Source organism: Kosakonia sp. YIM B13571 (assembly GCF_042788095.1).
Classification (GTDB): domain Bacteria; phylum Pseudomonadota; class Gammaproteobacteria; order Enterobacterales; family Enterobacteriaceae; genus Kosakonia; species Kosakonia quasisacchari.
On sequence record NZ_JBHZPL010000002.1, the window covers coordinates 392,235 to 414,438 of the forward strand.

General features: G+C 55.3%; 19 protein-coding genes. 13 read left to right on the plus strand and 6 right to left on the minus strand.

Features of this window, described 5'->3' with window-relative positions; genetic code table 11:
- Window positions 1-3: 3 nt before the first annotated feature.
- Genes ACFX4O_RS06975 through ACFX4O_RS06985 form a run of 3 tightly spaced genes read left to right on the plus strand, consistent with a single transcriptional unit; the run spans window position 4 to window position 2,917 of the window.
- Window positions 4-420 carry a DoxX family protein gene (locus ACFX4O_RS06975; protein ID WP_131410160.1) on the plus strand — a complete coding sequence of 139 codons (417 nt, stop codon included), beginning with the start codon at window positions 4-6 and terminating at the stop codon, window positions 418-420.
- A complete protein-coding gene (locus ACFX4O_RS06980) occupies window positions 417-2,051 on the plus strand; it encodes an MFS transporter (RefSeq protein ID WP_380207867.1) in 1,635 nt (544 codons plus the stop codon). Before ACFX4O_RS06975 ends, ACFX4O_RS06980 begins: the two co-directional genes overlap by 4 nt.
- 44 nt (window positions 2,052-2,095) lie before the next feature.
- Window positions 2,096-2,917, plus strand: a complete 822-nt coding sequence (locus ACFX4O_RS06985) for an alpha/beta fold hydrolase (protein ID WP_380207868.1) — start codon at window positions 2,096-2,098, stop codon at window positions 2,915-2,917.
- A gap of 52 nt (window positions 2,918-2,969) precedes the next feature.
- Here ACFX4O_RS06985 and ACFX4O_RS06990 read toward each other — a convergent pair whose 3' ends face one another.
- Window positions 2,970-4,748, minus strand: coding sequence for a thiamine pyrophosphate-requiring protein (locus ACFX4O_RS06990; protein ID WP_380207869.1), 1,779 nt, complete (start codon window positions 4,746-4,748; stop codon window positions 2,970-2,972).
- A 104-nt stretch (window positions 4,749-4,852) separates the two neighbouring features.
- Here ACFX4O_RS06990 and ACFX4O_RS06995 point away from each other — a divergent pair, with 104 nt between their 5' ends.
- Window positions 4,853-5,272, plus strand: a complete 420-nt coding sequence (locus ACFX4O_RS06995) for a GNAT family N-acetyltransferase (RefSeq protein WP_380207870.1) — start codon at window positions 4,853-4,855, stop codon at window positions 5,270-5,272.
- A gap of 3 nt (window positions 5,273-5,275) precedes the next feature.
- Here ACFX4O_RS06995 and ACFX4O_RS07000 read toward each other — a convergent pair whose 3' ends face one another.
- The 3 genes from ACFX4O_RS07000 to ACFX4O_RS07010 all read right to left on the minus strand — a co-directional run bounded on the left by ACFX4O_RS07000 (window position 5,276) and on the right by ACFX4O_RS07010 (window position 8,991).
- A complete protein-coding gene (locus ACFX4O_RS07000) occupies window positions 5,276-6,850 on the minus strand; it encodes a diguanylate cyclase (RefSeq protein WP_380207871.1) in 1,575 nt (524 codons plus the stop codon).
- Between the two features lie 167 nt (window positions 6,851-7,017).
- Window positions 7,018-8,238: a diguanylate phosphodiesterase gene (locus ACFX4O_RS07005; protein ID WP_380207872.1), complete on the minus strand. Its 1,221-nt coding sequence runs from the start codon at window positions 8,236-8,238 to the stop codon at window positions 7,018-7,020.
- 105 nt (window positions 8,239-8,343) lie between these two features.
- Window positions 8,344-8,991 (minus strand): GntR family transcriptional regulator, encoded by a 648-nt coding sequence (locus tag ACFX4O_RS07010; RefSeq protein ID WP_016496072.1) that lies wholly within the window; start codon window positions 8,989-8,991, stop codon window positions 8,344-8,346.
- 271 nt (window positions 8,992-9,262) lie between these two features.
- Here ACFX4O_RS07010 and ACFX4O_RS07015 point away from each other — a divergent pair, with 271 nt between their 5' ends.
- The 9 genes from ACFX4O_RS07015 to ACFX4O_RS07055 all read left to right on the plus strand — a co-directional run bounded on the left by ACFX4O_RS07015 (window position 9,263) and on the right by ACFX4O_RS07055 (window position 20,199).
- Window positions 9,263-10,627, plus strand: a complete 1,365-nt coding sequence (locus ACFX4O_RS07015) for an MmgE/PrpD family protein (RefSeq protein ID WP_131410176.1) — start codon at window positions 9,263-9,265, stop codon at window positions 10,625-10,627.
- Between the two features lie 27 nt (window positions 10,628-10,654).
- Entirely contained in the window at window positions 10,655-11,977 is a 1,323-nt protein-coding gene (locus ACFX4O_RS07020) for an MmgE/PrpD family protein (protein ID WP_380207873.1), read from the plus strand.
- A 12-nt stretch (window positions 11,978-11,989) separates the two neighbouring features.
- The gene (locus ACFX4O_RS07025) at window positions 11,990-12,751 is read left to right on the plus strand and encodes a sulfite exporter TauE/SafE family protein (RefSeq protein ID WP_380207874.1); all 762 of its coding nucleotides are present in this window, start codon (window positions 11,990-11,992) and stop codon (window positions 12,749-12,751) included.
- A 153-nt stretch (window positions 12,752-12,904) separates the two neighbouring features.
- On the plus strand, window positions 12,905-13,951 hold the full coding sequence (locus ACFX4O_RS07030; RefSeq protein WP_017456806.1) for an amino acid ABC transporter substrate-binding protein: 1,047 nt from the start codon (window positions 12,905-12,907) through the stop codon (window positions 13,949-13,951).
- 63 nt (window positions 13,952-14,014) lie between these two features.
- Window positions 14,015-15,229 carry an amino acid ABC transporter permease gene (locus ACFX4O_RS07035; RefSeq protein WP_380207875.1) on the plus strand — a complete coding sequence of 405 codons (1,215 nt, stop codon included), beginning with the start codon at window positions 14,015-14,017 and terminating at the stop codon, window positions 15,227-15,229.
- A gap of 9 nt (window positions 15,230-15,238) precedes the next feature.
- Window positions 15,239-16,306 (plus strand): amino acid ABC transporter permease, encoded by a 1,068-nt coding sequence (locus ACFX4O_RS07040; RefSeq protein ID WP_380207876.1) that lies wholly within the window; start codon window positions 15,239-15,241, stop codon window positions 16,304-16,306.
- Window positions 16,306-17,064, plus strand: coding sequence for an amino acid ABC transporter ATP-binding protein (locus ACFX4O_RS07045; RefSeq protein ID WP_380207877.1), 759 nt, complete (start codon window positions 16,306-16,308; stop codon window positions 17,062-17,064). Before ACFX4O_RS07040 ends, ACFX4O_RS07045 begins: the two co-directional genes overlap by 1 nt.
- Before the next feature lie 450 nt (window positions 17,065-17,514).
- Window positions 17,515-19,053: a methyl-accepting chemotaxis protein gene (locus ACFX4O_RS07050; protein WP_380207878.1), complete on the plus strand. Its 1,539-nt coding sequence runs from the start codon at window positions 17,515-17,517 to the stop codon at window positions 19,051-19,053.
- A 57-nt stretch (window positions 19,054-19,110) separates the two neighbouring features.
- Complete coding sequence (locus ACFX4O_RS07055) at window positions 19,111-20,199, plus strand: mannuronate-specific alginate lyase (RefSeq protein ID WP_380207879.1); 1,089 nt, start codon at window positions 19,111-19,113, stop codon at window positions 20,197-20,199.
- Window positions 20,200-20,205: 6 nt separating this feature from the next.
- Here the strand turns inward: ACFX4O_RS07055 and ACFX4O_RS07060 are convergent, their stop codons facing one another.
- Together ACFX4O_RS07060 and ACFX4O_RS07065 are read right to left on the minus strand one after the other, a co-directional pair.
- A complete protein-coding gene (locus ACFX4O_RS07060; protein ID WP_380207880.1) occupies window positions 20,206-21,003 on the minus strand; it encodes a hypothetical protein in 798 nt (265 codons plus the stop codon).
- Between the two features lie 49 nt (window positions 21,004-21,052).
- Window positions 21,053-22,204, minus strand: a complete 1,152-nt coding sequence (locus ACFX4O_RS07065; RefSeq protein ID WP_380207881.1) for an MFS transporter — start codon at window positions 22,202-22,204, stop codon at window positions 21,053-21,055.

A 22,204-nucleotide genomic window follows, 5' to 3' on the forward strand; every position in this document is an offset into this window, starting at 1 on the left:
ATCATGAAAACATCCCCTTTCTCAGCTATTTCGCCCCGCGTTGATGCGGGGCTATTCTTCCTGCGCCTGACTGGCAGCCTGCTGTTGTTGTATGTGCATGGTTTGCCGAAGGTACTGCATTTCAGTAACGAACTGGCGCATATCGAAGATCCGTTTGGTTTTGGCCCGTGGATGAGTCTGCTACCGGCGATTTTCGCCGAAGTGGTTTGCCCGCTGCTGATCATTGCCGGTGTCGCCACACGGCTGGCCTGTATCCCGATTATCGTGGTACTGCTGGTCGCGATGCTGGTGGTACATGCAGACTGGTCGCTCGCCGAGGGGCAATTTGGCTGGTTGTTGCTGATTATCTTCACCACCTTGCTGTTAACCGGGCCGGGAAATTGGCGGCTGCGCGTGGCGGCGAAAGGAGCGCTGGCATGACGCAACAAAACGAACTGCACGCAGCGGTGACAGTGTCACCTGATATCGATGCTGCTCCAGCCGCTTCTGCCTGGCAGCCGCTGCGCCAGCGCGTTTTCCGCATGTTATGGATAGCGACAGTGGTATCGAATGTTGGCTCATGGATGAGCGACATTGGCGTGAACTGGACGATGCTCTCACTGAGCGCCGATCCGCTGGCGGTCGCGCTGGTGCAGGCGGCCAGCAGCCTGCCGATGTTCCTGTTCGTGCTGCCTGCTGGTGTGCTGGCGGACATCGTTGAGCGGCGCAAGATCCTGCTCTTTTCTCAAGCCTGGACGTTCTGCGCGGCAGCCGGTCTGGCATTGCTCTCGTTTACCGGCAATGTCACGCCGGAGGTGCTGCTGGCGGCGACATTTTTACTCAGTACCGGTGCGGCGCTTAGCTCACCGGCTTTTCAGGCGGTGGTGCCGGATCTGGTTGAAAAACGGGAACTGAGCCCGGCAATTGCCCTTAATTCACTGGGCATCAATATCAGCCGCGCGGTTGGCCCGGCGCTGGGCGGGCTGCTGCTCTCTTTCGCCGGACCGTGGATGGTCTTTTTCCTGAACGCCCTGTCGGTGCTGGGCGTGGCGTTTGTGCTCTATCGCTGGCAGCCGCAGGTGACCATTCAGCGTTTGCCGCCGGAACACTTCTTTACCGCGATCCGCGGTGGGCTGCGCTATGTTCACGCTGCACCGGTGCTGCGTAATGTGCTGGCGCGTACCGTGGCGTTTTTCCTGTTTGGCAGCGCCGGATGGGCCATGTTACCGCTGGTGGCGCGCCGCGAGCTGGGTCTGGGGCCTGGCGGTTATGGCCTCATGTTGGCCTGTATCGGTTTCGGCGCGATTTGTGGTGCGGTGTTGCTGCCAAAATTGCGTAAGCGGCTGAATGCCGACCAGATGATGGTAGCTGCCAGTTTGCTGTTTGCTTTGACCATGGTGGCGCTGGCGTTTATTCGCCATGTCTGGCTGCTCAACGCGTTTGAATTTTTTACCGGCTTCGCGTGGATTGCCGTGCTTTCAACGCTTAACGTCGGCGCGCAGCGCAGTGCTGCCCGCTGGGTTAAAGCGCGCGCGCTGGCGGTCTACCTGACGGTGTTCTTCGGTTCAATGACGGTTGGCAGCGCTATCTGGGGGAAACTGGCGTCGGAATTCGGCGTGACGTTGGCGCTTTGTGTCGCAACAGTGGGCATGGTGCTGGGAACTGCTACAGTTTTACGTTGGCGGCTGGAAAAAGACGCCGCGCTGGATCTCGACATGATTGACCCGGCGGGCGTCGTTGCCGAAACCGAGATTCCCCATGAACGCGGGCCGGTGATGGTCAGTTGCGAATATCGGGTCTCACCGCAAGATGCGCATGATTTTGTCTGCGCGATGCAGGAGATGCGCCGCGTACGGCGACGTACAGGTGCGATGGGCTGGGCGGTGTATGAGGATGCCCACCATCCGGGGATGTTTGTGGAAACCTGGGTGATGGGTTCGTGGATCGAACATTTGCGCCAGCATGAGCGCCACACGGTGAATGACAAGCTGATTAAAGAGCGCGTGCTGGCCTTTCATCAAGGTGATGAGCCGCCGGTTGTCCGGCATCTGATCGCACCCGCGCAGCGATAAGCGTTATGCAGTAAAAAACCACAACACAACAACGAGGTAAACACATGAGCACAATCAAAACGCAGGATGGTACTCAGATCTATTACAAAGACTGGGGTGCGGGTAAGCCGGTTCTCTTCAGTCATGGCTGGCCGTTAGATGGCGATATGTGGGACAGCCAACTGAATTTCCTTGCTGAGCGCGGCTACCGTGTGATTGCGTTCGACCGTCGCGGTTTTGGTCGCTCCGATCAACCGTGGAATGGCTACAACTACGACACTTTTGCTTCTGATATTAACGATCTCATCACCGCGCTGGATCTGCACGATGTGACGCTGGTCGGCTTCTCAATGGGCGGCGGCGATGTCACCCGTTATATCGGTCGCTACGGCAGCGCGCGCGTCGCCGGTCTGGTGCTGCTCGGCGCGGTAACACCGATTTTTGGAAAAACCGACGATCATCCGCAGGGCGTCGATAAAAGCGTGTTCGACGGGATTAAAGCCGGTCTGCTGAAGGATCGCGCGCAGTTTATCAGCGATTTCGCCACGCCGTTTTATGGCCTGAACGCCGGACAGAAAGTCTCTGACGGTGTGCTGACGCAGACGCTGAATATTGCCCTGCTGGCCTCACTGAAAGGTACTCTCGACTGCGTAACCGCATTTGCGGAAACAGACTTCCGCCCGGATGTGGCGAAAGTGGATGTACCGACGCTGGTGATCCACGGCAGTAATGACCAGATCGTGCCGTTTGAAGCGACCGGTAAATTATCGGCAGAACTGATTAAAGGCGCGGAACTGAAAGTCTATGAGAATGGCCCGCACGGCTTTGCGGTCACGCATCAGGACCAGTTGAACGACGATCTGCTCGCGTTCCTGAACAAACTCTAACGGTGTCTGATGTTGCATCAGCCCGGTACGCTATGCGCACCGGGCTTTTTTATCACTTCTTATGGAACAACTGGCTGGCGGTATCGCTCAGTACCTGAACCGCACCGCGATCCCCTTTCACCATTGACGCCATAAACGCTTTCGCCTGTTTGAACGTAATATGCGGCGGCAACGGCGCGACTTCCGGGTCGGTTTTCACTTCCAACACCACCGGGCGATCGGCCTGCAAGGCTTGCTGCCATGCGCCAGACAAGGCCTCTGGCGTATCGACAAAAATGCCCTCTAACCCCAGCGATTTTGCAAACTCGGCATACTTCACATCGGGCAGTTGCTGCGTGGCTTCAAAGCGAGGGTCGCCCTCCATCACTCGCTGCTCCCAGGTGACCTGGTTTAAATCCTGATTATTGAACACGCAGATGATTAAGCGGGGATCTCGCCACTGCTGCCAGTATTTCTGAATAGTGATGAGTTCGGCCATATTGTTCATTTGCATGGCACCATCGCCTACCAGCGCAACGACCGGTTTTTCCGGTGCGGCAAATTTTGCGGCAATCGCGTACGGCACCGCCGCGCCCATACAGGCCAGCCCGCCGGAAAGCGAGGCGCGCTGCCCCTGCTTAACGCGATAGTCGCGGGCGAACCAGTTCGCGCAGGAACCGGAATCAGAGGTGACAATCGCACTGTCTGGCAGCAGCGGCGACATCTCCCAGACCACGCGTTGTGGATTGACCGGTTTGGCCGGTGCCATCGCGCGCTGCTCCATCAGTTGCCACCAGTCGCGCACCTGGCGGGCAATCTCCTCCTGCCAGCTTCGGTCGCTTTTATGCGTCAGTAACGGGATTAACGCGCGCAACGTTTCTGCTGCATCACCGTGTAAATTGACGTCGCAGGGATAGCGCAAGCCAAGCATCGCCGGGTCAATATCAATCTGCACAGCGCGCGCCTTGCCTTCCGGCGGCAGAAATTCCGTCCACGGAAAACCGCTCCCGATCATCAATAACGTGTCGCATTCTTGCATCAGTTTCCATGACGGTTCCGTACCCAGCAGGCCAATGGAGCCGGTGACAAATGGCGCATCATCGGGCAGCACATCTTTGCCAAGCAAGGCTTTCGCCACCCCCGCGCCCAGTAAATTTGCCGTTTGTACCACTTCCACCGCCGCGTTGCGGGCACCTGCGCCAATCAATATCGCCACCTTTTTCCCGGCGTTGAGCACCTCCGCGGCCCGTTGCAGATCGGCATCGTGTGGGATCACGCGCGGTCGCTGGTAACCTGAACCCGAATGGGTAAATCCGTGGGTGTGCTGGGGCGGTTGCCAGGCTTCATCCTGCACATCTTTGGGGATGATCACCACGCCAACGCCGTTTTGCGCCATTGCCACACGAACGCCGCGATCGACCAGATGCCGGACTTGTGCGGGCGATGCCGCTTCCTGCACGAAGTTCGCGACATCGGCGAAAACGCGATCCAGATTCATCTCCTGCTGATAGCTGGCACCGCGCGCGGTGGTTTCCGCTTGCCCGGTAATCGCCAGCACCGGCGCGTGGTCCATTTTGGCGTCATACAAGCCGGTGAGCAGATGCGTGGCGCCCGGGCCGCCTGTCGATAAGCAGACCCCCAGTTCGCCGGTGAACTTCGCATGGCCGACCGCCATAAACGCGGCCATCTCTTCATGGCGAACCTGGATAAACTCAATCCCATCGCCCGCTTTGTTGGCTCGCTGGATGGCGCCCAGCACACCGTTGATACCATCGCCTGGATAACCGTAAATGCGCGTCACGCCCCATTCTTTCAGACGCTGAACAAAGAAATCACTGGTTTTGATGCTCACTGTACTTTCTCCTTACGAATGGGTAACAGACTTTAAGGGTAGACGACGCTCGCCGCTGACCGACCTGTTATCATTCTGATAAATACAACGAGGAGAAGAGAGAAATGGCGCTGATAGTGACACACGAAGTGACCGCGCAGGATCAGGAAGAACTCTTTACCGGCTTGCGCCGCTACAATCAGCAATTTATTAATCTCAGCGAATGGGCGCATCTGGGTATCTATTTTCGCGATGAGAAAGGTGTCATGCAGGGTGGTCTGATTGCCCGCCAGGAAGGTGAGTGGCTGAATATCCATTACTTATGGGTTCATGAAGACCAGCGTGGCAGCGGGCTTGGTAAAGAACTGATGCAGCGCGCAGCACAGGAAGCGGTCACGCTGGGTTGCCACCATGCGCTGGTGGATACCTTCAGTTTCCAGGCGCTGCCTTTCTATCAAAAGCTCGGTTATGCACTGCAAATGTCGCTGCCGGATTATCCGCACACCGGTATGCAGCGCCACTATTTAACGAAATCCCTGCGCTGATATTCACTCCGGTTGCCGTAACAGCTCTTCCGTCGCGGCAACCGCGCGGTCGCGCCCTTCTATTTTGGCCTGGTAAAGTGCTTTATCTGCACCCTCTTTCAGCCGGATGGCATCGTCAAAATTCTCATCGGCAATCAGGCTGTAGCAGCCTGCGCTGATGGTGACAACATTGTCTTGTCCGCTGGTTTTGGTGTGCGGAATTTTGGCGCTGCGCACTAACGCGACCGCCTGGCGCGCGACAAACAGCGCACCTTCCGGGCCGGTATCGGGCAGAATAATGGCAAACTCTTCGCCGCCGTAACGGGCAATCAAATCGTGGCTGCGCATTTTCAGTTTCGCAATAATTTCCCCGACCATTCGCAGACAGTTATCGCCGGCAACGTGACCATAAAAATCGTTATAACGCTTGAAATAGTCGATATCGAGCATGATGAGCGATACGGGTTTTTGCGTCAGCGCGGAGGCTTTCAAACTTTTGGCCAGAAACAGATCGAACTGGCGACGGTTGGCAAGCCCGGTCAACCCGTCGGCTAACGCCATCAGTTGTAAGGTGTGGTTGATGCTGGTTAGCTCATCACGCAGGACGGCAAGTTCCGTCTGGTTGCGCACATTGAGCCTGACCTGGCGGAAGATAATCGCCCCCATCAGCAACGTGCCCAGTAGCAGCATGGCGTTAAGCACCAGATCCGGCAGGCTGTCTTTGAGCCAGCCCTGCCACAACGCGGGTTTGTCATAACCCGCTGCCACCACCAGCGGATAGCGCTCCAGCCGGGCGAATCCATAAATGCGCTCAATATGATCCAGCGCGGAAACCCAGGTGCCGTTCCCTCGGTCTTTTTTCGCCAGTTCGCGGGTAAATAACGGGCTGGCAGAGAGGTTGCGATTAATGCTTTCATCACCATAAGGACGCACATACACGGCGGATCCGTCAGTGTTTACCAGCGCCAGCATGTCGCGGCTTTGCAGCTCAAAATAGCCATAGAAGTGGCGGAAATAGTCGATGTTTACCGTGGCCAGCAAAACACCGGCAAAACCGCCGGAACTGTCGCTGATGCGCAGCGACACCGGAATCACCAGATCGCCGGTTGAGCGGCTGCGAATAACATGCCCGATGTGAATACTGCCGTGGCCGTTACGGCGATGGTAAATAAAGTATTCGCGGTCACTGTTGTTGGACAGCACCGGAATTTTGCCAAACGAGGTGGCTTTCATATTACCCTGGGTGTCGTAAACCATCAGCCCATGCAACTGCGGTAATCGATCTTTGAGCTCTGCGAGATAACTGCCGAACTGGCTGACATCAATGCCTTCGATGCTGTCTGTTGGCAGGTTGCGGCGAATGTCCCGCAGCACCAGTTCGGTTTGTAAAAACGTATCTTCGGCCTGGCGCGCCTGCGAAACAGAAAGGTTAATCGCATCCCGTTCGGTGTCTTCAACGACGCGTTCCCATGCGCGCGATAAGGTCCATGCGCTGGTCGCGCTGCCTGCCAGTAACAGACCAACCATAAAAAAAGTGATACTGCGACCGAGGGAGGAATGGAGCGCCAGCGCTCGCGCAACACGTCTTTTGAGTTTCATTATTCCCCGCAACACATCCACTGTAATTCAATTAAGCATAGTAGAACGATGATTTATAAGCCAAATAACGCTGGAGTTTGCGCTATTTCTCGCGTAATACGCACGGCAGCACGCAAAAAGGAGAATCCCATGCGGATTCTCCTTATCAGTGAGGTTTGCCGGAAAGATTAGAGTTTGTGAAGGATTCGCTGTGGCCAGTTAATTGCCGAGACACCATTAATCACCGGGCGTGCAAACAAGAACCCCTGGAAACGCTGAATGCCAACGGCCTCCAGCCAGCACCACTCTTCCACCTTTTCAACCCCTTCGGCAACGACGGTAATTTGCAGTTCGGCGCAGCAATCGATAATCGCTTTCACAATCGCCTGTTTCGGGCCGTGCAGATGAATGTCAGTGACGATGGTACGGTCGATTTTGAGTTTATCTGGCTGGAATTTCGCCAGCAATGATAGCCCGGCAAAACCGGAACCAAAGTCGTCAATGGCAAGGCCAATTCCGGCGGCGCGCAGCTGGCGAATGGCCCAGGTGAACTCTTCGTAGCCAGAAATCACTTCATCTTCTGTCACTTCGACGATAATCTGCCCAGGATTCAGATGGTTACGGGTGATGTGATTAAGCAAAATGTCCACTGCACCGGGGATTTTGACCAGCGACATTGGCAGTAAATTAATGGCGACTTTGTGATTCCCAATGCCCAGGCGACGCGCCGTTGCCAGCGCCCAGCCTTTTGATGCCAGGTCAGCTTCATGCAGCTTGTTTGGCGCAATCGTTGAGAAATATTCCTGCGGGCTGCCGCCGTCCGGCCCACGGATCAGGGCTTCCAGTGACGAAATATTGCCGCGTAATGGTTCGATGATGGGCTGAAAGGCAAACTGGCACGGCTGCTCGTGAAATACAGGGGTATCACTGGCGAAAGGCGATGTTCTGATGGCGAAACGCCACTGTTCGGGCGATGTGTTGCGCACCCCGCCATTGGTGTTGGGCGAGGCGATAAAGGTGCGAATAAATTTGTAGACCCGATCATTGCTGGCCACTTTATATTTCAGTGTGCCAAAGCGGAGGATCGCGCGTAGCACGACGGCGGGTCTCATCACTCGCAGGTCGAACAACACCATCCCTCGGTCAACAAAGCGGCGGCGCGGCGCGAAATCACGCAGCAGCTCGACCACGTTACCGTGACGGGGATCTTTGCCAATCAGCTCATACACCGCGTTAACCGATGCCAGCGGTCCCTCAAGAACCTGTAAAAAATGCTCGCCGTCGAACAGTAAAATTCCCGTTACCTGCAATTGCGCGTTGCGAAGGCTTGCTCGTTCGACAAGGCCTGCCAGTTGAGAGGGATCCAATGTTCGATTCAGTCGGCTACGGTAAATCAAAGTCGCTAACACGAAATGCTACCCTCAGAATGCCCACAGAAAGCCCGATTAAAATTACGCCATTTCGGAGTCTATCAGCGGTCGAGGATTTCCGTCCGTCAAATAAGGGGCATTCTGTTAGCGTTCTCGCTGGCTTAAAATGGTCAAACGTGCGCGATAGCCGTGACGAATATGCTCACAGGCGATTTCCTGCGCTGCGGCACTGTCACGGCGCGCCAGCGCATCAACAATGGCCTGGTGTTCGCGTTTGGACTCTTCGGTACGCTCTTTCAGTTCGTAGGTGGTGCTGCGCAATAACGACAAATGGATGCGTAAATTGTCGAGCATTTCATTGAGATAGGGATTATGTGTTGCGCGGTAGATTTGGCGGTGGAACATGCGGTTGTGGTCGTGCAGTGCTTTGCTGTCGGTGAGTGAGGCTTCGGCGTGAACCATCTCCTGTAGCAGTGCGATTTCCGCGTCAGAGGCGGCATTGACTGCCAGCGCCATCGCCAGCCGCTCAAGCCCTTCACGTACATCGAACAACTGACGCAAACGCTCGTAACTGATATGGGCGATGATCAACCCGCGTTGCGGTCCCGGTTCGGCAAGCCCAAGCGTTTCCAGGCGGTGAAGCGCTTCACGTATCGGCGTTCGGCTAAGACCGAACTGCTCTGCCAGCCGTGTCTCCTGTAAACGCTCTCCCGGCAGCAACTCCCCCGCTTCAATGGCGGAAATAAGAATTTCAAACGGCGTTAAGCCCGCATCGCGACCCGTCGATTTCACGTTTTAGCTCCTTTCGTATGTACTGATGATGGCTTTGCAAAGTCTGCACCCTGCCGTCGCTCATCTTGCCACAGTAACGGGGACGCTTTTGCATTTTTTATTCTTTGCTTATTTAAAAAACATCTTTTGACGTTTACGAAATCGCTGCTATGTTTATTTTAAGTTCATTGTATACAAATGAATCCAATTAAACACAAAACGAATATTTGCTTTTTATTTTGTTAGCCAACACCGTATTTGCAAGTCAACACCAGGGAAAACTTGTTTTACCATGACAACGAAAGCAGAAACTGCATTAACCCGTGGAGAACAGCTAAGCCATTTTATCAGCCATGCTAATCAACTCGTTGTGCCACCCGCCGTACGGCACGAAGCCAAACGCGCATTAATTGATTATCTCGGCGTAGCGCTCGGCGCCGTTAATGACGATGCCGTTAACGCGGTTCGCCAGGTGGCGAAAAAATGGAACGCCGCCGGTGATGCGCAAATTTTCCTGTCTACCACTACCACCCCTGCTCTTGCCGCATTAGTGAACGCCACCATGGCGCATGCAGCCGATTACGACGACACGCATCCTGCAGGCGCGGGTCATCCCGGCGGCCCGTGCTGGTCAACGGCGCTGGCAATGGCGCAGGCGCATCCGGTTGCAGAGGAACACGTTCTGCTGGCCTTCATCACCGGTTTTGAAGTGATGGCGAAACTGGGCGGCGGCTGGGTTCCGGGCGTTGGACGTAACCTGCAACGTCGTGGTTTCCACCCTACTTCTGTTGTCGGTCGCGCCGGCGCGGCAGCCGTTGCTGCGGCGATTTTGCAACTTTCCGAAGAACAAGTTCGCAACGCGCTGGGCGCGGCGGCAACCATGATGGGCGGTTTGCAGAAATCTTCTGGCACTCACGGAAAACCATTCCATGCCGGGAAAGCGGCAATGGACGGTATTCTGGCGGCTGAACTGGCCGCAGAAAATTTTGTCGGTGCCCACCATTTTTATGAAGCTGACGGCTGGGTAAAAATCTTTATCCAGGACGGCAGCGCGGAAATTCCCCCGCTTGATTTCGGCGAAAGCTGGGAATTACTCACCAACGGTTACAAGCTATATGCCAGCTGCCGTGGTACGCATGCTTCCATTGAAACCGCACGTAAACTTTACCCACAATTGCAGGGGCGCACTATCACCCGAATTTCGGCAAAAGTGCATCCGATGGGAATGGTTAACGCAGGAATCATGGATCCGCGTACGCCGCTGGAGAGTAAATTCAGCATTCCTCACTGTATCACCCTCGCCTTAAGCGGCTACGCGCTGACAGATACTGATTTCACTCAGGCGACGGTTGATGATCCGCGCCCGCGCGCGCTGCTGCCGCTGCTGGAAGTGGAAGCGGTTGAGGGGCAGTCCGCCAGTTCCGCCTTTATTGATGTCTGGCTGGATGATGGCAGCGTGTTGCATGCGCATACGGATGTCTATCGCGGACACGCGCAAAATCCACTGAGCGATGACGAGTTGCGCGCTAAATTTGACGCCCTCACCGTTCCTGTTCTTGGCGCGGCGCGAAGCGCACAGTTATATGACGCCGCCCTACACTTTGAGCGCCCGGGTTCACTGGCGCGCATCACCGGGTTACTTGCCGGCGACCACTAATTCTTTTTTTGTACAGGAAATCTGTTCATGACCATTGCCCGACAACTTGCCGGTAATTTACTGGCGTTCTCCCGGCAGGCTTTCCCGCAGGCCGCGTACGCCCTGGCGCGTACCGCGATAATCGATACGTTAGGCGTGACGCTTGCTGGCGGTGTGCAGGATGGCTCGCGCAAACTGCGCGCGGTAATCGTCCCTTCTGCCGCGACCGGCAGAAGTCGCGTGTTCGGCACCGATCTCACGTTGAACGCGCTGGATGCCGCCCTGTTAAATGGCGTCTCTTCGCACCTGCTTGATTTTGATGATTCCAACTCCTGGCTGCACGGCCATATTTCTGTCGCCGTTTTGCCCGCGCTGCTGGCGCTGGCGGATGAGCTGGATATTAATGGCGAAGCAGTATTACGCGCTTATATTACCGGCTATGAAACCGCCGTGCGCATGGGTAAAGCCGTGAGCCCGTTTCAGTACCGTCATGGCTGGCATCCGACCACCACGGTCGGCGTTTTCGCCGGTGTGGCGGCCTGTGCGGTGGCACTCAATCTTAATGAAGAGCAAACCGCAACGGCGCTGGCCATGACCGCTTCACTCGCCAGCGGCATTAAATCGAACTTCGGTACGGAAACCAAAGCCCTGGCGGTCGGTCAGGCGGCGCGCAGCGCGGTGATGGCCTGCAAACTGGCAAAAGAGGGTTTTAGCGCAGGCCCCACCGCGTTTGAGCATCATCAGGGGTATTTCCACGTCTATAACGGCCAGGCGAATGTCGACCCTTTACCGTTAACAGAAAACTGGGATGCAACGCCGTTTATTCTCGATACCGTGAAGAGTAACAATTACAAATACTTCCCATGCTGTTACGCTATTTTGTCGCCGCTGGATGGCGTGCTGGCGCTGCGTGAGGAAACCGGGTTGCAGCCGCATGAGATTGAACATATCGAGGTGAAAGTTCACCCGATCCGCTTCCCGCATATCAATATTCCGCAACCGGAAAACCCGCTGGCGGGTAAATTCAGCCTGCATTATTGCGTGGCGCGTGCGTTTGTCACCGGCACCCTGACGCTGGATGATTTTATCGACGACGCGCGTTTTCAGGATCCGGCGACACAGACCTTAATGCAGAAAGTGACGCTTGAGCGCCATGACGAAGAGATTACACACAGCGCCTTCGTCATGCTGACGACCGTCGACGGGCGACAGTTTGCCTTGCGGGTCGCCGGTGCGCGAGGTTCCAGCCCGGCAATCCCACTGCCGGATAACTTGATTGAACAGAAATTTCTTGATTGCGCCAGCCGTATTCTGCCAGCGGCAGAGGCACAAGCGCTGTATCATCGCCTGCTGCAGGATGATTTTCGTTAAACGGATGTAAGCATGACACTGACGTTGATTCCGCCGGAAATTTCCCCGTTATTTGCCGGGGTGATGGTGTTTTGCAGTTTTCTGACATCGGCGCTGACGGCCGCCATGGGCCTCGGCGGCGGCACGGCGCTGCTGGCGATTATGGGGCTGGGGATGCCGGTAAGTAGCCTGATGCCGGTACACGGTATGGTGCAGCTTGGCTCCAACTTCAGCCGGACGCTGATTCAACGTGTTCATGTGGTGTGGCCGCTGGTGCTGTGGTTTTTACTGGGTAGCGCGGTCGGCATTGCCGTTGGCGCACCGGTTGCCGCGGTGATCCCGGACAGCATCGCCCGCATTGCGCTGGGATTGTTTATTCTCTGGTCGGTGCTGCGTAAACGCGGGGAGCAGAAACCGCTGAGCCGTCCGTTGTTTATTCTTGGCGGCGCGGTGAGTAGTCTGGGGACGATGATTGTTGGCGCAACCGGGCCGATGGTCGCCGGGCTTATCAGTTCGCAAGGGCTTAAACGCCAGCCGCTGATTGCCACGCATGCAACCTGCATGGTGTTGCAACACGGGTTAAAGATCCTCGCTTTTGGGCTGATGGGCTTTGCCTGGGCCAACTGGTTACCCGTACTGGCGGCAATGATTATCGGCGGCGCGCTGGGCACCTGGCTGGGAACGCGGGTGCTGGATAACGTACCGGAGCGGCTATTCCGCATACTGTTTCGCATTACCATGATCCTGCTCAGCGCGCAGTTGCTGTGGCAGGGTGTGCAGGGATGGTTGCAATAATTCGTTCGTCAGTTTCTGGATATGCTTTACTGAATTCGTTCTTTGCTAAAGAGGTCATGGATGAGGAACATGTGTGTACAAACGGATATGTTAGTGAAATCAGTAATAAATACAGTTAATTAATCGGATAGCAACTTTTAAAAAGGATCGGTCATGCTCAAAAAATCTCACCTTGCCGCCTCAGCCTTGCTGCTGGCGCTTGGCAGCTTCCTTGCGCCTGCCCAGGCGGAAAATGCGCCTGCTGTTAATGGCGATACCGTGAAAAAAATCAAAGCGCGTGGTGAACTGGTGTGTGGCGTTCACCCTGCCCGTCACGGTTTTGCCGCGATCAACAGCAAAGGCCAGTGGGAAGGTCTCGATGTTGATTTCTGCCGTGCGCTGGCAACCGCGGTGCTGGGCGACGCGTCGAAAGTGCGCTTCACCCCGCTCTCTACCGCACAACGCTTTATGGCGCTGCAGTCTGGCGAAGTAGACGTGCTGTCACGCAATACCACCGCCACGCTGACCAATGACGTGTCGCTCGGCATCAGTTTTGCTCCGCCTAACTTTTACACCGGCACCGGCTTTATGGTGCGCGCCAACAGCGGCGTGAAAAAACTTGAAGATCTCGACGGCGCAACCGTTTGTGTCACGCCAAGCAGTACCGAACGTAACGTCGCGCAGATTTTTGGCTCGCGCAATATTCACTACACGCCAGTGGTTATTGAAAACAACAAAGAGTACGTTGCGGCCTACCTCGCCGGTCGCTGTGATGTGATCGCCCGCGATAAAGTGGCGCTGCCCGGCATCCTGGCGTTCGATACCGACAAACCGCAGGATCATGTGATCCTGCCGGGTATGTACTCCAAAGAGCCGCTGGCGATGGCGGTGCGCAAAGGCGACAACCAGTGGTATGACATTGTGAAATGGGTGGTTTATGCCACCTTCGATGCCGAAGAGATGGATGTTAACCAGAGCAATGTCGATGAAAAACTGAAATCCACCGATCCGGATGTCCAGGGCCTGCTGGGTGTCACCGGCGGCTTCGGTCAGAAACTGGGGCTGGATGACAAATGGGTGTACAACATCGTGAAACAGGTGGGCAACTATGGCGATATTTACAACCGCCACTTTGGCCCGAAAAGCGCTGAACCGCTGGATCGCGATTTGAATAATCAATGGAACAAAGGTGGCCTGCTTTACGGTCTGCCGATCCGTTAATCGCCGGGCCGCCTCCGTCTTGCGGGGCGGCCCTTCTCCACTCCTGCCACAGTCGTAATTTTAATGATGAAACAGTCTGACAACTCCGGTGTTCTGGCGTCTGAAGCGACGCGCGAGGCCACCGCGTTTCGCCTTTTCACCTTTTTTGGCAGTAAGTCCGTGCGCAGCGCCTGCTACCAGCTGTTGCTGGCGGCGCTGCTTGTGGGTTTTGGCTACTGGCTTTATAGCAACGTGGTGGAAAACCTGCATGCACAACGTATCTCGACCGGTTTCGGTTTTCTGCACCAGCCTGCGCAGTTCGCCATCGGGGAAACATTAATTCCCTACACCGCGAACGACACCTACACTCGCGCGCTGGTGGTTGGGTTTCTGAACACACTTTATGTGACGCTGTGCGGCATTGTGCTGGCGACACTGCTCGGATTTTTGGTCGGTATTGGCCGGGTTTCCAAAAACTGGTTATTGATGAAAGTGTGCGTCACTTACGTGGAGCTGCTGCGCAATGTCCCGGTGATCCTGCATGTGATCTTCTGGTCAATGGTGATCCGCAACCTGCCCGCGCCGCGCCAGGCGATAGAACTGCCGGGCGGTTTTCTCACCAACCGGGGGTTAACGTTCAGTGTTCCGGCGGCGCACAGCGGCTGGCTATGGACGTTGCTGGCGCTGCTGATTGGCTGTGTGTTAAGCCTGTTCGTTTCATTTCTGGCACGTTACTGGCGCGAGCGACACAGCAAAGTACTGCCAACAGGGCGTATTCGCCTCGCGCTGATTATCGCCCTGCCGCTGCTGGTGTGGTGGTTGGCCGGGGCGCCTCATGCGCTGAACAGCCCGGAACTGCGGGGGTTTAACTTTCGCGGCGGGTTTACCATCAGCCCGGAATTTACCGCATTGTTGCTGGGGATCTCGCTCTACTCGTCTGCCTATATCGCCGAAATTGTTCGCGCAGGCATTCAGTCCGTGCCAAAGGGGCAGCTTGAAGCGGCGCGGGCGCTGTCGTTTTCATCGTGGCATGTCATGCGCCATGTCGTTATTCCACAGGCGATGCGGGTGATGGTGCCGCCCCTGGCAAGCAAGTATGTGAGCCTGGCGAAAAACAGTTCAATAGCCGTGGTAATTGGTTATCCGGAACTGGCGAATATCAGTAACACCATGATGAGCCAGACCGGCCAGGCACTGGAAGCTATTGCCATTATGATGGTGGTCTACCTGGTCATTAGCGGTACCACGTCGCTGTTGATGAACCTGTTTAACCGCTACGTCGCGATTAAAGAGCGCTAAGGAACCGTTATGCAAAACTCTGTGGTTTTTTGGCTGCGTCGCCATTTGTTTAGCAGCATTGCGCAAAGCGTGTTGACGCTGCTGTTGTTTATTGTGCTGGCGCTGGTAGGGGCAACGATCCTGCGCTGGGCGGTGATTGATGCAGTTGGTTTTAGTGGTACGGCAGAGCAATGCCGGGCGGCGGCCGGCGCCTGCTGGGCAGTGATAGGTGAGAAATATCGCCCGATCCTCTTTGGGCTCTATCCCTATGATGAGCAGTGGCGTGCCGCGCTGGCGGTGCTGGTGTGGTTTGTCACCGTTGGTCTTTCTCTGTCGCCAATGTGCTGGCACTCGCGTCTGTTGTGGCCACTATGGATAGTTTCGCTGGTTGTCATGTCGGTGCTGATGAGCGGTGGCGTATTCGGGCTGCCTGCTGTCTCTTCTGCGGACTGGGGTGGTTTGCCGCTAACGCTGCTGCTCTTTTCCGGCACGGTGATTATCGGCATGCCGGTGTCGGTGGTGCTGGCACTGGGCCGCCGCTCCCCGCTGCCGTTTTTGCGCGGTTTGTCGGTAGTGTTTATTGAAGGGTTACGCGGCGTGCCGTTGATCACGATCTTGTTTGTCGCCGTGAACGTCTTTCCGCTGTTTTTGCCGGCCGGGATGGAAGTCAACAAGCTGCTGCGGGTGATTATTGGTATCGCTCTGTTCTTTGCCTGCTACCAGGCTGAAGTGATCCGTGGCGGTTTGCAGGCCGTGCCGCGCGGCCAGTATGAAGCGGCGGCGGTGCTGAATCTGGGCTACTGGCATACCACCACCAAAATTGTGTTGCCGCAGGCGCTGCGCATCTGTCTGCCGGCAGTGACCAACCATATTATTGCGGCGATGAAGAACTCATCATTCGTGATCATTATCGGCTTGTTCGATGTGCTGACGGCCACCACCGCAGTGATGCAGGATCCCGTATGGCGTCGCTACTACATCGAAACCTACGTTTTTATCGCCTGCCTGTATTTACTGTTTGGCTTTTCGCTTTCCCGTTATGCGGTGTGGGTCGAAGGGCGTATCGATGAACGCCGCAACCCTGAAGGAGTATCCTGATGCAAACCATTACCCCCGTGCACGACGCGATCATTCAAATGACCTCCGTCAGCAAATGGTACGGGAAATTTCAGGTGCTGGATGATGTCTCGCTCAGCGTTAAAAAAGGCGAACGCGTGGTGATTTGCGGCCCATCCGGTTCCGGCAAATCCACGCTTATCCGCTGCATTAACCGGCTGGAAGAGCACCAGAAAGGTCAGATTCTGGTGAACGGTATCGAAATGAACGACAACGTGCGCAACATTAATCGTATTCGTTTGAGCATCGGGATGCTGTTTCAGCAATTTAACCTGTTCCCACATTTAAGCGTGCTGGATAACCTGATAATCGGCCCAACGCTGGTGCGCAAGATGAGCCGCCCGCAGGCAACGGAGCTGGCGATGCACTATCTGGAAAAAGTGCAGATCGCCAATCAGGCGCATAAGTTCCCGCTGCAGCTCTCCGGCGGTCAGCAGCAGCGCGTGGCGATTGCCCGCGCGCTCTGTATGCAACCGGAGATTATGCTGTTTGACGAGCCAACCTCGGCGCTGGACCCGGAAATGATCAAAGAAGTGCTGGATGTGATGCTGGATCTGGCGGACAGCGGCATGACGATGATTGTGGTGACTCACGAAATGGGCTTTGCCCGCACCGTGGCGGATAACGTGATTTTGATGGCCGACGGACGCATTGTTGAGTCTGCGCCGCCGGAAACGTTCTTCACCCAGCCTGCGCATCCGCGCACTCGCCAGTTCCTCGACCAAATCCTCAGCCATTAATCGTTATGCGGCGGGTTTCCGCCGCCCTACTGCCCGCAATAAATATTCTGCACCATCGATAATAACCATAAATAGAATAATGTTATTGTCCTTTTCTTATACTTGAGACTTTATCTCAAAGTAAAAATGCTAGCCTGCGATGTTAATGTTTCTATTTTTGATCGTCTATTTATTCGCCTTTACTGCATCACCGGCTATTAATTTGACTTAAGAATGTACTTATAACTGGTTTGTTTTTATGTCGTCATTTTTCTTTCGCAAAATCATAACAATATTTATAAATTGAGTCGTAAGTATGACTAAAAAAATATTTAACGCAGCTACTTTCCGTTGCCGATAACTTTGTGGAGAATGCTCAGGTAATAACAAAAACTCACTGGCCGGTAAATTATAAAAACACCTATTACCGCGTCAGCAATTTATTGATCGCGGTACATTACGGGGTTTTTCATGAAGCGTAACACTCCTGTTACACAGAAAGAGTATTTGCTTAACGATGGGGCGACGTTGTTGTCGACCACAAATACGCACAGCCATATTACTTATGCCAATACGGCATTTATTGACGCCAGCGGATTTACCGAAGACCAGTTGATGGGCGAAGCGCACAATATTATTCGCCATCCCGATATGCCTCCCGCCGCTTTTGGCGATATGTGGTTTACCATCCAACAAGGTGATAGCTGGACCGGGATGGTGAAGAACCGCCGGCAGAACGGCGATCACTACTGGGTGCGCGCCAACGTAACGCCTGTTTATCAGCAAGGAGCGTTGACCGGTTATATCTCGGTGCGGAATATTCCACAACGTGAAGAAATTGACGCCAGCGCTGCACTTTATGATCGGGTGAATGAAAACAAACTTAAAGGCTTCCGTTTTTATAAAGGTTTAGTGGTTCGCCGAGGGTTATTTTCTTTCCTCTCACTTTTTCAGCGGATTAGTGTTTCAAAACGCATTAATATGGGCACGATTATTACCGCTGCTCTCTTAGTGGCATTGCAGTTTGTTCCATTTAATGCTGCGGAAAAAGCCGGTGTGACAGTCATTATATTGGGGTTGCTTTCCATTTTTTTGCAGAGCCAAATATCACGCCCGCTGAAAATAGTTTTGTCACAAATGCAAAAAGTAGTATCCGGACGCAAAGCCGACTATCACCATTTTAACCGCGTGGATGAAATCGGTTTGTTGATGCGCCTGGTAAACCAGTCCGGGTTAAATCTTAACTCGCTGGTTGGCGATGTTTCCGCGCAAATAAAAGGGATTCGCGTTATTAGCGGACGCATTTCCAGCGAAGGCGACTCCCTGCGTCAACGCACGGAAGAGACCTCCGGCGATCTGCACCAGACCGCGGCGGCCGTTGAAGAGATCGCCAGTGCGGTCAGGCAAACGGCGGAAACCGCAACAGAAGCGATGACGCGCGCGGATGAGACCAGCGCCAGCGCGATGGAAAGCGGTGATGTGATGAAAAAGACCATTACCATGATGCAGGCTGTTTCGGCGGACAATAATAAAATCGTCGACATTATTGGCGTCATCGACAGTATCGCATTCCAGACCAATATTCTGGCGCTGAACGCGGCGGTGGAAGCGGCGCGTGCCGGTGAGTCCGGGCGCGGATTTGCAGTGGTAGCGGCGGAAGTGCGTAATCTTGCGCAACACTCCGCGTCTGCCGCGCGTGAAATTCAGACGCTTATCGAACACAACGTGGCTAACGTGAAGAGCGGTGTTGAGATGGTCGCGAACACCGAAACGCACCTTACGGCGATGATCGACAGTGTGATCAATATGTCGGCGATGATCAAAGAGATCGGTATCGCCACCCATGAACAAACGCAGGCACTCGAGCTGATTAACCAGTCCGTTTCGCGTATCGGCACCATGACGCACAACAACACCGGGATGGTGGAACATGTCACCAGCGCGGCGGAAGATCTCTCTGAACGCGCCGCCCGCCTGCATCGCGCGGTGCATGTTTTTGGCGGTAGCTGATTGCCCCAAACACCATGCTATAGTGCTGCTCCCCGGTCGCGGAAAACAGGACATAGCATGGTGTTTCTCAGAGCAGTGCTGATCTTCATCCTTTCGGCAGCAGCCCATGGCGCTGATAGCCTTTCTCCTCCCGCCGGGTTTATGCAACCGCCTGAACCCCATCAGCAAACAGCAAAATCGGTTAACTGCCCCACTGCACCTGGCCCTTTTACTGGCGAGCTGGACTTTCACAGTAAATATGAAGGCTCCGACAGCGCGCGTGCCACGCTCAACCCTGAGGCCGATGCTGCTTTTCGCCAGCAAACAAAACCGATTACCGATATGGAACGCTTTGTCAGCCGCCAGGTCAGCGCCTGGGCGCAAAGTGGAAACCCATCGAATGTCGCCTGTGTGGTTAACGCCATGGCGGACTGGGCCAGCGCGGGCGCGTTAACAGGTGATGCGAAAAACCATACCGGCAGATCAATGCGTAAATGGGCGCTGGCCACCTTCTCTTCTGCCTGGCTGCAGTTGCAATATTCGCCTCAGCATCCGCTGCGCGCGTATCCGGTCCAGCAGGCAAATATTGAGCGCTGGCTGAGTACACTGGGCGATTTAACGGTTAATGAGTGGCATGATTTACCGCTGGATAAAGTCAATAACCACAGCTACTGGGCGGCCTGGGCCATTATGGCAACGGCAGTAGTCACTCAGCGGCGCGATCTGTTTACTGACGCGCTGGATATTTACCGCACGGCGATGCAGCAAATTGATCAGGAAGGTTTTTTACCCAACGAACTGCGCCGTCGTCAGCGGGCGTTTTCTTACCACAATTACGCTATCCAGCCGCTGGTGATGATTGCGCTGTTCGCCCGTGCGAACGGTGTCGATCCAAAGGCAGAAAATCACCACGCGCTGCGACGTCTGGGTGACCAGGTGATTAGTGGGTTAGCCGATGCGCAGCCGTTTGCGCAAAAAACGGGCGTTACGCAGGATGTGTCGTTTTTACAGCACCCGACCAATCTGGCCTGGCTTGAAGGTTGGTGCCAGCTTTATACCTGTGATGATGCGCTGCGCCAGCGTATTGCGCGCCTGCGCCCGCTGCAAAACACCCGTCTGGGCGGTGATCTGACCCATTTAATGGCCGCCACCGCCCGACAGGAGTAAGTGGAGTTAGCCTGCGTTTCCGGCTATCGCCAGATAGTCCGTGTAGAGCTGTGGCGCACCGGAAAACGAAGCGAGCGTGCGCCACTCGTCATACATGCGTTCCGTATCCTGATGCGCGGCGACAAAGGCCAGTGATTTTTCCGTGGACACATCCAGCCCCGGATGAAAGGCGTTCAGCGACGCCAGACTTTCGATTTCCAGCATCACCGCGTACTGATCGAGGCGATTACCGCCCTGACCTTTCAGCATGTGGAATTTCCAGCCAGGGTAATCCTCGACGCGGTGGATATTATCGGTAATGAATTTTTCGAAGGTCTGCGGTAGTACGCCCGCGCGCAGCGCGAGATTGTGGAAACCAACGACGCGCGACACCGTTTCTTGCCCGGCTTTGGCCTGGTAGTTTGGCCCGTCCGGCAGGGAGCTATTTCTATTTTCCGCTACCAGGGAGTAGGTGGTGAAAATGGTCGGCAGTTCGGCAAACGTTGCAAAGGTTTTCCATTCAGCAATCAGCGCCAGTGCCTGCGGGTGCTGCTGCCAGAAGCGTTGCGCTTCGGTGGTCTGTTCTCCACTGACCGTCACATAGCGGGCGTACTGCTCCGCATCTGGTGCTTCGTACAGCATCAGATACTCGTTTTCTCGCTCGCCGCGCAAACCTTTAAGCAACGTCCAGCGCCAGCCCGGATACGCCGGGATCTGCGCGCCGCGCTCGCGGGCGAAGTGTTCAAAATCTCCCGCCGTTACCCCTTTTTTCAGGTTGAGGCCAATGTAATGCACGCTAAAAACAGCATGGGATGGGTTATTCATAAAGACTCCTTTCTTCGTACCGTTGACATAACACGGACACGTCCGTGAATTAGTGGATAATTTTGCGCGCCAGCAGGCTAACCAGCAGCAGGAGCGCAATGCCGGCGCTGAAAACCGCGCTCAGGCTGTAATGTTGAGCCATGGCGCCAATCAGCGCCGGGCCGCTTAACAACCCCGCATAGCCGAATAACGTGACGGCAGGAAGCGCAAAGTGCGACGGCACGCCGGGCTGGTTCCCTGCGCCTGAGAAGAGCACCGGCACAATGTTCGCCAGCCCCGCGCCGACCAGCACAAACCCGGCAAGCGAAAGCATGGCGTTATGCAATGAAACAATGGTCAGCAACCCCGCAGCAGCACACACACCGCCGAAAATCAGCACACGCACGTTGCCATAAGTGTTAATAAGGCGATCGCCATATAGCCGCCCCAGCGCGACGGCAATGGAATAGAGCGTAAAGCCCAAACCCGCCTGCTGCGCTGGCATCTGCCGTTCGCTGTGCAGAAATACGGCGGACCAGTCCAGCATTGCGCCTTCGATCAGAAAGATAAAAAAACAGACAATGGCGATGAAAAGCACACCCGGATGCGCCAGCGTTCGCAGCAGGCTCCCCTTCGCGCCACTCTGTTGCGGACGTCTGGCTAATAAATGGCTCGATGCGGCCAGCGCGATAACCAAAATCAGCAGCGCAATCAGCGAAATGCCGTGTCGCGGCGCGACATTTGCCCACAACAGCACGCTGACGCTTCCGGCACCCGCAATGCAACCCAGACTATAAAAGCTATGAAACCCGGCCATTCTTGTCTGCCCGGATTCGCGCTCAACCACCACCGCCTGGCTGTTCATTGACACATCGAGCAGGCCATTCGCCGCGCCGAAAAAGAGCAGAACGCCGCCCATCACGACCGGGGAATGGATAAGCAACATCAATGGCAGATCGAGACACAACACCAGTGCGCAGCAGAGGATCACCGCACGACAGCCAAACCGGTTGATTAAACTGCCACTGAACGGCATCGCCAGCATTGACCCTGCGGCAATACAAAACAGCAGCAAACCGAGCGCGCCATCATCAACGTGCAACGTTGCTTTCACCAACGGGATCAGCGGTGCCCATGCGGAGACCGCCAGACCGGCGATGAAGAAAATCGCGCGCGTCGCATGCTGTGCCCCGGTGTTTGTTGTCGGGAATGGATTTGTCAT

Bases quoted from the DNA above. Each gene is read 5' to 3' on its own strand.
- ACFX4O_RS07025 (WP_380207874.1), top strand. From the start codon at position 11,990: ATGACACTGACGTTGATTCCGCCGGAAATTTCCCCGTTATTTGCCGGG.
- ACFX4O_RS07015 (WP_131410176.1), top strand. From the start codon at position 9,263: ATGACAACGAAAGCAGAAACTGCATTAACCCGTGGAGAACAGCTAAGC.
- ACFX4O_RS06980 (WP_380207867.1), top strand. From the start codon at position 417: ATGACGCAACAAAACGAACTGCACGCAGCGGTGACAGTGTCACCTGAT.
- ACFX4O_RS07055 (WP_380207879.1), top strand. From the start codon at position 19,111: ATGGTGTTTCTCAGAGCAGTGCTGATCTTCATCCTTTCGGCAGCAGCC.
- ACFX4O_RS07035 (WP_380207875.1), top strand. From the start codon at position 14,015: ATGATGAAACAGTCTGACAACTCCGGTGTTCTGGCGTCTGAAGCGACG.
- ACFX4O_RS06985 (WP_380207868.1), top strand. From the start codon at position 2,096: ATGAGCACAATCAAAACGCAGGATGGTACTCAGATCTATTACAAAGAC.
- ACFX4O_RS07060 (WP_380207880.1), bottom strand. From the start codon at position 21,003: ATGAATAACCCATCCCATGCTGTTTTTAGCGTGCATTACATTGGCCTC.
- ACFX4O_RS07000 (WP_380207871.1), bottom strand. From the start codon at position 6,850: ATGAAACTCAAAAGACGTGTTGCGCGAGCGCTGGCGCTCCATTCCTCC.
- ACFX4O_RS06995 (WP_380207870.1), top strand. From the start codon at position 4,853: ATGGCGCTGATAGTGACACACGAAGTGACCGCGCAGGATCAGGAAGAA.
- ACFX4O_RS07065 (WP_380207881.1), bottom strand. From the start codon at position 22,204: ATGACAAATCCATTCCCGACAACAAACACCGGGGCACAGCATGCGACG.
- ACFX4O_RS07045 (WP_380207877.1), top strand. From the start codon at position 16,306: ATGCAAACCATTACCCCCGTGCACGACGCGATCATTCAAATGACCTCC.
- ACFX4O_RS07050 (WP_380207878.1), top strand. From the start codon at position 17,515: ATGAAGCGTAACACTCCTGTTACACAGAAAGAGTATTTGCTTAACGAT.
- ACFX4O_RS06975 (WP_131410160.1), top strand. From the start codon at position 4: ATGAAAACATCCCCTTTCTCAGCTATTTCGCCCCGCGTTGATGCGGGG.
- ACFX4O_RS07020 (WP_380207873.1), top strand. From the start codon at position 10,655: ATGACCATTGCCCGACAACTTGCCGGTAATTTACTGGCGTTCTCCCGG.
- ACFX4O_RS07030 (WP_017456806.1), top strand. From the start codon at position 12,905: ATGCTCAAAAAATCTCACCTTGCCGCCTCAGCCTTGCTGCTGGCGCTT.
- ACFX4O_RS07040 (WP_380207876.1), top strand. From the start codon at position 15,239: ATGCAAAACTCTGTGGTTTTTTGGCTGCGTCGCCATTTGTTTAGCAGC.